This window comes from Mycobacterium sp. ABE4_509 (genome assembly GCF_056160785.1).
Genome location: NZ_JBSWXU010000176.1, coordinates 1 through 10,197, shown reverse-complemented (window position 1 = coordinate 10,197; position 10,197 = coordinate 1). Strand labels below are relative to the sequence as shown.

Genomic DNA, 10,197 nt, shown 5'->3' with positions numbered 1-10,197 from the left:
GCGATCGCGCTGGACACCTCACCCATGAATCGAACACTAGTTCGAACCACTGACAGGAGCGACCGTCGGTGTGACTGGAGAAACCCAAGTGGCAGAGGGGTTTCAGCAATCCACGGGCGTGCTAACGCAGCTGTTGCACCGCCTGCCGGCACTCGGCGGCCAGCGCCTGCTCGCGGCCGTAGAGCAGGCCGAAGGTGAAGCCGTTCTCGCCGTCGGCGGTCCCGGCGGCCACACCGAGCCGGCGTAGCCACGCCATCGCGACCACGGTGTCCTGGTGGTCACCGAGCACGCTCTGGATCTTCTTGAAGTGCTTGCGTGTTCGCTGGGCCGCCTTTGGCTCGAGCGGCTCGGACAGTTCGGCGGCGTAGCGGGTCCGTTTGGCGGCCTTGCGCGCCCGGTGCAGCCAGGCGTCGTCTCCGGAATCCAGCGCGGCATTCAGGCGACGCTGAGCCTTGCGCTGTGCTTTGCGTGCGAGCTTGCGCACCGCGGCCGTGGCAGTGTCGGGTTCGAACGGCGGGCCGGTACGCCAGTTTCGCAGCACCGCCATCAGCGCCAGGTAGCGCTGCGAGTCCATCGCCTCGGTCACCGCGGCACGCGCCGGCAGCTCGACGGCGCGCAGCTCCTCGTCCAACCGGGCCCGCACCGGTCCCAGCACCAGTTCATCGGGCAGCCCGTCGAGCGCGTCGCCGAAACGACGCTGCTGCACCTGACAGTCGCGGACCTCGCCGAGCACCCCGGCGAACCACTTGAGGCCGGTTTCGACCGACTCGGCATCAGAGGCGTTGACGAGGTCGCCGAACACCCGGATCGTGCTGCGCAGCCGGCGGATCGCCACCCGGGTGTCGTGCACCGGATCGTTGCCCCGCCGCAGCTCGATATCGCCCAGCACGATCTGGTCGACCTGAGTCGACACATACCGGCCCAGAGCCTGTGCCCCAGGTGCGAGGTCCGCCGTGTCCGCCACCGCACGGTCACCGGCCAGCAGCTGCGTCAGCCGCGACGGCTCGTTCGAGGCACGCGCGCCGGCGCTGCGCAGCCGCTTGGACAGTTGTCCGGGCGCCGGCGTGGTGTGCACCTCGCGCCAGGCCAGCAGCCGATCGCCGAGTGAGGCGCGCAACTCGTCGTCGTCGATCTCGATCCGCGACTCGCCGTCGCTGACCACGTACCGTTCACGCACGGTGCGGATGGTGGCGATGTGGTCCAGCGCCCGCCCGTGCGTGACACCGGCCACGATCGTGTGCAGGGCGCCGGGCACCGCCGGAGATGCCGCGAAGCGCACGGTTCCGCCGTCGCCGGGCAGGCTCAGCTCCCACTCGGCGTCGTCGCCGGACCCGCGGGTCAGTGCCATGCCGTGCGCGTGCAGGTCGCGCTCTTCGGTGTCGTAGTAGGTGATCTCGGAGTCGGCGCTGTCGTGTTCGACGCGTCCGTCGGCCACCAGATCGCCCATGCGGGGCAGGACGAAGCCGCGATCGACATCCCAGTGGGTGTTCTGGTCGAGTGTTTGCGCCATACCCCTTGAACTAGCCGTTTCGCGCGGCGCTCAATCGGGCCACCACCTGTTTCTTGTCGACCTTGCCGACGGCGGTGGTCGGCAGCGACGGCATCGGCGCGAGCACGTCGGGACGGGCGTGGGTCGAGGCACCCCGCTCGTCGAGGAATGCGTTGAGTTCGGCGAGGCTGATCGGCTTGCCCCGGAACACCACCGCTGCGCAGATCTTCTCGCCGAGGTAGTCGTCGGGCAGGGCGACCGCTGCGGCGGTGTAGATCTGCGGGTGGGTGTGCAGATGGTCTTCGAGGTCGGTGGCCGACACCGTCTCACCGCCGCGGTGGATGACGTCCTTGATGCGTCCGGTGACCTCGACATAGCCCGCTTTCGGGCCCTCGGTGAAGATCCGCACCCGGTCGCCGGTCCGGTAGAAGCCGTCGGGTGAGAACGACCGGGCGTTGGCGTCGTCGGCCCGGTAGTAGCCGTTGAGCGTGTAGGGGCCGCGGACCAGCAGCTCGCCCTCCTCGCCGGGCGCCACCTCCCGGCCGTTCTCGTCGACGACGCGCATCTCGTCGGCCGGTGACATCGGGGTGCCCTGGGTGTAGACCACCACCTCGGCCGGGTCGCCGGGCCGGGTGAAGTTGAGCATCCCTTCGGCCATCCCGAAGATCTGCGACAGCCCGGGGGTGAGTCTGTCGAGGATGAACTGAGCGTCCTGCGGGCTCATCCGGGACCCGCCCACCTGCACGAAGCGCAGTGTCGTCGGCAGCACCGGCTCCCAGTCGCAGGCCTGGGCCCACAGTTTGGCCAGCGCGTTGACCAGGCCGGTGACGGTGATCCGGTATCGGTCGATCAGGGCGAACGCCGACTCAGGACTCGGATCGGCGGTGAACACCGTGGTGGCGCCCACGGTCATCGATCCCAGCAGACCCGGGCAGGCCAGCGGGAAGTTGTGGCCGGCCGGCAGCGCGACGAGGTAGACGTCGTCGCCGGTCACCTCGCAGGCCTGGGCGCTGGCGTGGGCGTTGTAGACGTAGTCGTCGTGGGTGCGCGCGATCAGCTTGGGCAACCCGGTGGTGCCACCGGAGACCAGCAGCAGGGCCGGCAGTGACGGATCGACCGGCCGGCGTGCGGGCGGGGCGCCGGTGAACTCGGCGATCGCCGACCACGGCACGAACCGCCCGGGTTCGCCGTCGACGATCACCTGCCGCAGCGCAGGGTGTTCGGCGACGAGCTGGGTGGCCATCTCGCGGTAGTCGAACCCGCCCGCCCGATCGGCGACGATCAGCGCGACGGCGCCGCTGACGTCGGCGAAGTGACCGAGTTCGGCCGTGCGGTGCCCCGGCAGGCACATCACCGGGACGGCCCCGGCGCGCAGGATGCCGAACAGCGCGACGGCGAACCGGCACGAGTTCGGCAGCTGCAACAGCACCCGGTCGCCCGCGGTGATCCCGAGGTCGGCCAGCCCGGCGGCGAACCGGTCGGCCGCCCCGTCGAGTTCGGCGAAGGTGTGGGAGGTCGTGGCGTCGATGACGGCTGCCCGATCGGGCCAGACGGTGGCGGCCTCGGTCAGGATCGAGTCCAGCGGCCGTCCGGTCCAGTAGCCCGCCTTCCGGTAGGCCAGAGCCCGCTCGGGTGGGAAGGGGACGAAGCCGTGGGCGAGGTCGTCGGTGTGATCGGGTGGCAGGTTGTCTGGTCTGCCCTGTTCGGGCACGAATCCGGTGCTCATCAGTTCAAATCGCCCGCTCAGGGTAGAAGTGTTCGGTACGCCGAGAATAGGGTAGCCTCCACAAAGTTAGGGCAGCCTGACTTATTGCTGGAGGCTTTGTGGGTGTGGCGGTGACGAGTACGCAGACGGTTCGAGACGAGGTCGCCGAACTGCTCGGTGTGGATCCGGAGGAACTGGACCCGCAGGCCGATCTGATCGCCTCGGGGCTGGACTCGATCCGGATGATGTCGCTGTCCGGGCGCTGGCGCCGCCAGGGCATCGCGGTCGGATTCGCCGAGCTGGCCGCCGACCCGACCGTGCAGGCATGGACCGACCTGGTCGCCGGCCACACCGCGACACCGGGGTCCGGTGCCGCGCCGGCCGCCGCCGAGCGCGCCGGCGCTGACAACGAGGCGTTCCCGCTTGCCCCCATCCAGCACGCGCTGTGGATCGGCCGCAACAACGATCAGGAACTCGGCGGGGTGGCCGCCCACCTGTATGTCGAATTCGACGGCGCCGGAGTCGATCCCGACCGGCTGCGGACGGCGGCGGCGCGTCTGGCCGAGCGCCACCCGATGCTGCGGGTGGACATCCTGCCCGACGGCACCCAGCGCATCGGTGAGCGCGGTCTGCCGGTCACCGTGTTCGACCTGCGCGACCTCGAGCCCTCCGCCGCCGAGCGGCGCCTCGAGGAGATCCGCGACGAGAAATCCCATCAGATCCTCGACGGTGAGGTGCTGGAGCTGTCGCTGTCGCTGCTGCCCGGCGGGCGCACCAGGCTGCACGTCGACCTGGACATGCAGGCCGCCGACGCGGTCAGCTACCGCAATTTCATGTCCGATCTCGCCGTGTTCTACGGCGGCGGAACCCTGCCCGAACTGGGCTACACCTATCGGCAGTACCGGGAGGAGCTGACCGCTTCGACGCCGGCCGCAGGAACCGAGGAGGACCGCCGGTGGTGGGCCAAACGGATCCCCGACCTTCCCGAAGGTCCGGCCCTGCCGCTGGTTCCGCGGGCCGAACAGGCCGATCCGCGGCGCGGAACCCGCCGCTGGCACATCTTCGACATCGCGACCCGGGACGCGCTGTTCGCCGCGGCGCACGCGCGCGGCATCACCCCGGCGATGGCGGTGGCGGCCTCCTATGCCGGAACGCTGGCGCGGTGGTCGACGAACCGGAGGTTCCTGCTGAACCTGCCGATGTTCGGGCGCGAACAGTTCCACCCCGACGTCGACAAACTGGTGGGTGACTTCACCTCGTCGCTGATGCTCGACGTCGACCTGACCGAGGCCGACACCCCGATCGCGCGGGCCCGGGCCCTGCAGCACGCCCTGCACACCTCCGCGCAGCATTCCAGTTACTCGGGCCTGTCGGTGCTGCGCGACCTCACCCGCCACCACGGCACCCCGGTGCTGGCGCCGATCGTCTACACCAGTGCGTTGGGGCTGGGCGACCTGTTCGCCGGCGAGGTCACCGAACAGTTCGGCAGGCCGGTGTGCACCATCTCGCAGGGGCCGCAGGTGCTGCTCGACGCCCAGGCCACCCCGGTGGCCGAAGGGCTGATGATCAACTGGGACGTCCGCGAGGACGCCTTCCGCCCCGGCGTGGCGGATGCGATGTTCGCCCACCACCTGGCCGAACTGAAGCGGCTGGCGGCCGACGAATCCGCGTGGGATGCAACCGATCAGGCCGCGGTCACCGCTGGTCAACGGGCAGTCCGCAAGGCGCTCGACACGGTGTCGTCGGCGCCCAGCTGTGACGCGCTGCACGACGGGTTCTTCGCCCGCGCCGCCGCCCACCCAGACGCGCCCGCGGTGTACAGCAGCGCCGGCGACCTCACCTACGGCCAGCTGCGCGAGCAGGTGCTCGAGGTCGCCGCGGGACTGCGCGTCGCCGGTGTGCGGCGCGGCGACCCGGTCGCGGTGCTGGGACCCAAGGGCGCCGAGCAGGTCACCGCCCTGCTCGCGATCCTGGCCGCCGGAGCGGTGTACGTGCCGGTCGGTGTCGACCATCCCGCCGACCGGGCAGCCCGGATGCTGGCCGGCGCCGGAGTCCGGATGGCCCTGGTGTGCGGTGACCAGCCGCCGGCCGGGCTGGCTGCGCTGACGGTGGCCGAAGCCCGCCGGGTGGGGCAGCGCGAATCCGGGTTCAACCCCGCGTCGACAGATCCCGGCGAGCTCGCCTACATCCTGTTCACCTCCGGCTCCACCGGTGAACCCAAGGGCGTCGAGATGACCCACGACGCGGCGATGAACACCGTCGAGTTCATCAACGCACACTTCGATGTCGGCCCGCAGGATCGGTGCCTGGCGCTGTCCACACTGGAGTGCGATCTGTCGGTGCTCGACGTGTTCGCGATGCTGCGCGCAGGCGGCTCGATCGTCGTCGTCGACGAGGCGCACCGCCGCGACCCGGACACCTGGGCGCGTCTGATCGAAGCCCATCAGGTCACGGTGCTGCACTTCATGCCGGGCTGGCTGGAGATGCTCATCGAGGTCGACGGCGATCTGTCCTCGGTGCGGGTGGTCCCGACCGGGGGTGACTGGGTGCGCCCGCAGATGGTGCGGGCCCTGCGCAGCCGGGCGCCGCAGATGCGATTCGCCGGTTTGGGCGGTGCCACCGAAACGGCCACCCACAACACCGTCTGCGAGGTCGCCGAGCTGCCCGAACACTGGTCGTCGGTGCCGCTGGGCGTGCCGCTGCCCAACAACGCCTGCCGCGTGGTGGGTGCCGACGGTCGCGACTGCCCCGACTGGGTGCCCGGCGAACTGTGGGTGGGCGGCCGCGGTATCGCCAGTGGCTACAGCGGGCGACCGGATCTGACCGCCGAGCGTTTCGTCGAGCACGACGGCCGTCGCTGGTACCGCACCGGAGATCTGGTGCGCTACCAGCCGGGCGGCGTCATCGAGTTCGTCGGCCGCGCCGATCACCGGATCAAGATCAGTGGCTACCGCGTCGAACTCGGTGAGGTGGAGGCCGCGTTGCGCCGCGTCGACGGTGTCGACTCGGCAGTGGCAGCCGTGGTGCCCACCGATGGCCGAGATGTGCTGGCCGCGCTGGTGGCCACCCCGGCCGGGCCCGTCGAGCCCGCGGCCATCGCCGCGGCGCTGGCCGAGCTGGTGCCCGCACACATGGTTCCGCAGATCATCGTGACCGCACCGCGGGTGCCGTTCACGTTGGGCGGCAAGATCGACCGGGCAGCCGTCGCACGGGAACTCGAGGACGCCGAGCTGATCGCCGAGGGGGCCGGCTACCGGGCACCCGCGACGCCGCTGGAGTCGGCGCTGAGCGGCATCGTCTCCGAGGTGCTGGGTCGTACCGGTGTCGGCGTCGAGGACGACTTCTTCGCCGTGGGCGGTGACTCGGTGCTGGCCACCCAGGTGGTGGCCCGGGTGCGGACCTGGCTGGACACCCCCGCGGTGATGGTCTCCGACGTCTTCGCCACCCGAACCGTCGCGGGGCTGGCCGCCCGGCTGACGGCCAACGAGCCCGGCAGCACCCGGCTGACCGAAGTCGCCGAGCTCTATCTCGAGGTGTCCCAGATGGAAAGCGCCGAGGTGCTCGCGGCGCTGGAAACCACCCGATGATCGGCGGGCAACGTCAGGTCGAACTCACTCCTTGGATCAAGCACTTCCCCGGTGAACCGGGAACCGCGACGATCGTGTTCCCACACGCCGGCGGTGCGGCAGCCGCCTACCGTGACCTCGCGAATAAGCTGTCGGCCAGGGGGATCGACAGCTACATCATGCAGTATCCGCAGCGTGGTGAGCGCCTCGGCCATCCGGCCGCCGAATCGGTCGGCGATCTGGCGGCCGACATGTTCGACGCCGTCGACTGGGCGCGCCTGGGGCCGCTTCGGCTGTTCGGGCACTGCCTGGGGGCGCTGGTGGGCTTCGAGTTCAGCCGCCTGGCCGAACAACGCGGGGTGCCGGTGCGCGAGCTGTGGGCCTCGGCCAGCCAGGCGCCGGCCACCGTCGCCGGGTCGCGCCCGGTGCCGACCACAGACCGGGAGCTGATCGCCGACATCGTCGACCTCGGCGGCACCGACGCGCGGCTGCTCGACGACGAGGACTTCCTGGAGTTGCTGCTGCCCGCGGTGCGTGCCGACTATCGGGCGTTCAACGGCTACCGGTGTGGCCGCGAGGTGCGCATCGCGGCCGACATCCATGTCCTCGGCGGCCGCGACGACCATCGTGTCGACCTGAACCAGTTGCACGGCTGGGAATTCCACACCGACGGCGCATTCACCCTGACGATGTTCGACGGGGGACACTTCTACGTCGACGAGCACCTCGACGAGGTCGCCGAGCTGGTGGGCTGCACATGACCGACGATCCCGTGGTGATCGTCGGGATGGCGGTCGAGGCGCCGGGCGGCGTCGAGAACACCCGCGATTACTGGGAGTTGCTGTGCGACGAACGCGACGCGCTGGGGCCGTTCCCGCAGGACCGGGGCTGGTCGATCAGCGGCCTGCTGGACGGGTCGCGGCGCGACGGCTTCAAGCCGATGCACGATCTGGGTGGATTCCTCACCGGCGCCGCCGACTTCGATCCCGAGTTCTTCGGGATCTCGCCCCGTGAGGCCGTCGCGATGGATCCGCAACAGCGGGTCGCGTTACGCGTCTCCTGGCGTGCGCTGGAGGACGCCGGAATCAACCCCGACGACCTGGCCGGTCATGAGGTGGGCTGCTATGTCGGAGCCTCGGACATGCGGTACGGCCCCGACATGGCCGAGTTCTCCCACCACAGCGGGCATTTGATCACCGGGACCTCACTGGGCGTCATCTCGGGGCGGATCGCCTACACGATGGGGCTGGCCGGGCCGGCCATGACGGTGGACACCTCGTGTTCGTCGGCGCTGTCGGCGTTCCATCTGGCGGTGCAGGCACTGAGCACCGGTGATTGCGACGTGGCGCTGGCCGGCGGGGTGTGTGTGATGGGTTCGCCGGGCTACTTCGTGGAGTTCTCCAAGCAGCACGCGCTCTCCGATGACGGCCGCTGCCGCCCTTACAGTGCGCATGCCAGCGGGACGGTGTGGGCCGAAGGCGCGGGCATGTTCGTGCTGCAACGCAGATCCGCGGCCGTGCGGCAGGACCGGGCGATCCTGGCCGAGGTGCGCGCCAGCGCGGTCAACTCCGACGGCCGCTCGGTCGGCCTGACCGCCCCGAGCGGCGACGCTCAGGTCCGGTTGTTCCGCCGGGCGCTCGAGCAATCGGGGGCCGGCGTCGAGCAGGTCGGCATGGTCGAAGGGCACGGAACCGGGACTCGCCTCGGCGACCGAACCGAGCTGAGTTCCCTTGCTGCGACATACGGTTGCGGGGTGCCGGGGCGCGGCGCGTTGCTGGGCTCGGTCAAATCCAACCTCGGACACACCCAGGCCGCCGCGGGAGCCCTCGGGCTGGCCAAGGTGCTGCTGGCCGCCGAGCACGCAGCCGTGCCGGCAACCCTGCACGTCGACGAACCAAGCCGTGAAATCGACTGGGAGAAAACGGCGCTGCGACTGGCGACGAAGACGACGCCGTGGCCGGCGCGCGACGGCCTGCGCATCGGCGCGGTGTCTGCGTTCGGGATGAGCGGCACCAACACCCATCTGGTGGTGGCGGTGCCGGACAGGCACCCGCAAGCCGGCCCGGAAAGCAGCCGGGAAAGCGGAGTGGCCTGATGTCCCGGCTCCCCGACGGCCGGGTGCCCGTGCTGCTCAGCGCCCACGACGAGCAACTGCTGGCCGCCGACGCCCGCGCCGTGCTCGACTACCTGGAGCGCACCCCGGTGGAGGTCAGCCGGATCGCCGCGCAGCTGGCCGCGACCCGTCGGCTGCGCCGTCACCGGGTGGTGCTGCGCGCGGCCGGGCGCGACGAACTGGCCACCGGGCTGCGGGCCCTGGCGGACGGCCAGGAGCATCCGCTTCTCGCGCGGTCTTCGCGGCGGGTGGTCACCCGCACGGCTTTCGTGTTCCCGGGGCAGGGCGGCCAGTGGCCGGCGATGGGCGCCGAAGCCTATCGGAGCCTGCCGATCTACCGCGCCGAGGCGGATCGGATCGACGCCGCGCTGCAGGCCGGCGGAATGCCCTCGGCGTTGCCGTTCCTGACCACCGATGCGCAGACGGTGTCGCAGGCCGAACTGCACGGCGGACAGTTCATCCACGCCGTCGCCCTGGCCGCGGTCTGGCGGTCGTGCGGCCTGCTTCCCGATCTGACGATCGGACACAGCCTGGGCGAGGTGGCGGCCGCCTACATGGCCGAGGCGGTCACGCTGTCCGAGGCGGTCGCTGTGCTGGCCGCCCGGGCACGGGCGATCGCGGCCATCCCCGGCAGCCACGGCGTCGCCGTCCTGGGCGTGGACGCAGCCGGCGCCGAAGAGCTGATCGCGGGCACCGCCGGCTGGCTGGAGCTCTCCGCGGTCAACGCGACCCGCTCGGTGGCGGTGGCAGGGGACAGCGCCGCGGTGACGGCGGTGGTCGCGTCGGCCAAGGACCGCGGCCTGTTCGCCCGCGAGCTGGCGATGAGCTTTCCCGCGCACACCAGCGCGATGGACGATCAGCGCGACGAGCTGATGCGAGCCCTGCCCGCAGCGGTGACCGCCGACTCCCCGGTACAGTTCATCGGTTCGGCCACCGGCGCCGTCGTGCCGCCCGGAACCGAGTTCGGACCCTACTGGTATGCCAACCTGCGCAACACCATCCGCTTCGACCGGGCGGCGCGCACGGCGATCGGCCACGGCGCCGGCACCTTCCTGGAGATGTCGGCGCACCCGGCGTTGCTGTTCGCCGTCGAGGATGCGCTGGAAGGCTCGGGCCGGACGGGCGAGGCGGTGCTGGTCGGCTCCGGCCACCGCGACCACCCGGTCTCGGAGACCCTGGCGGCCAACATCGCCGCCGCCGCGGTCGCCGATCCGCGCTTCCGGTGGTCCGACCTGCTCACCGCGAAACCGCAACGGCTGCGCGGGTTCCCCGGCGCCCCGATGCGGGCCGACCATTTCTGGGCCGCGCCGGAGCCGCTCGGGCC

General features: G+C 70.9%; 6 protein-coding genes. 4 read left to right on the top strand and 2 right to left on the bottom strand.

Going from position 1 to position 10,197, the window contains the following annotated elements; genetic code table 11:
• Positions 1 to 121: 121 nt before the first annotated feature.
• A complete protein-coding gene (locus ACXAID_RS24905) occupies positions 122 to 1,510 on the bottom strand; it encodes a CYTH and CHAD domain-containing protein (protein ID WP_475024859.1) in 1,389 nt (462 codons plus the stop codon).
• Between the two features lie 10 nt (positions 1,511 to 1,520).
• Positions 1,521 to 3,215: a (2,3-dihydroxybenzoyl)adenylate synthase gene (locus tag ACXAID_RS24900; RefSeq protein ID WP_475024858.1), complete on the bottom strand. Its 1,695-nt coding sequence runs from the start codon at positions 3,213 to 3,215 to the stop codon at positions 1,521 to 1,523.
• A 98-nt stretch (positions 3,216 to 3,313) separates the two neighbouring features.
• Between ACXAID_RS24900 and ACXAID_RS24895 the strand changes: the two genes are divergently transcribed.
• From ACXAID_RS24895 to ACXAID_RS24880, 4 genes are all read left to right on the top strand, one after another.
• The gene (locus tag ACXAID_RS24895) at positions 3,314 to 6,781 is read left to right on the top strand and encodes a non-ribosomal peptide synthetase (RefSeq protein WP_475024857.1); all 3,468 of its coding nucleotides are present in this window, start codon (positions 3,314 to 3,316) and stop codon (positions 6,779 to 6,781) included.
• The gene (locus ACXAID_RS24890) at positions 6,778 to 7,521 is read left to right on the top strand and encodes a thioesterase II family protein (protein ID WP_475024856.1); all 744 of its coding nucleotides are present in this window, start codon (positions 6,778 to 6,780) and stop codon (positions 7,519 to 7,521) included. The genes ACXAID_RS24895 and ACXAID_RS24890 overlap by 4 nt, the downstream gene beginning before the upstream one ends.
• On the top strand, positions 7,518 to 8,855 hold the full coding sequence (locus tag ACXAID_RS24885; RefSeq protein WP_475024855.1) for a beta-ketoacyl [acyl carrier protein] synthase domain-containing protein: 1,338 nt from the start codon (positions 7,518 to 7,520) through the stop codon (positions 8,853 to 8,855). The genes ACXAID_RS24890 and ACXAID_RS24885 overlap by 4 nt, the downstream gene beginning before the upstream one ends.
• A partial coding sequence (locus tag ACXAID_RS24880; RefSeq protein ID WP_475024854.1) for an acyltransferase domain-containing protein occupies positions 8,855 to 10,197 on the top strand: 1,343 nt, incomplete at its 3' end. The genes ACXAID_RS24885 and ACXAID_RS24880, both read left to right, overlap by 1 nt.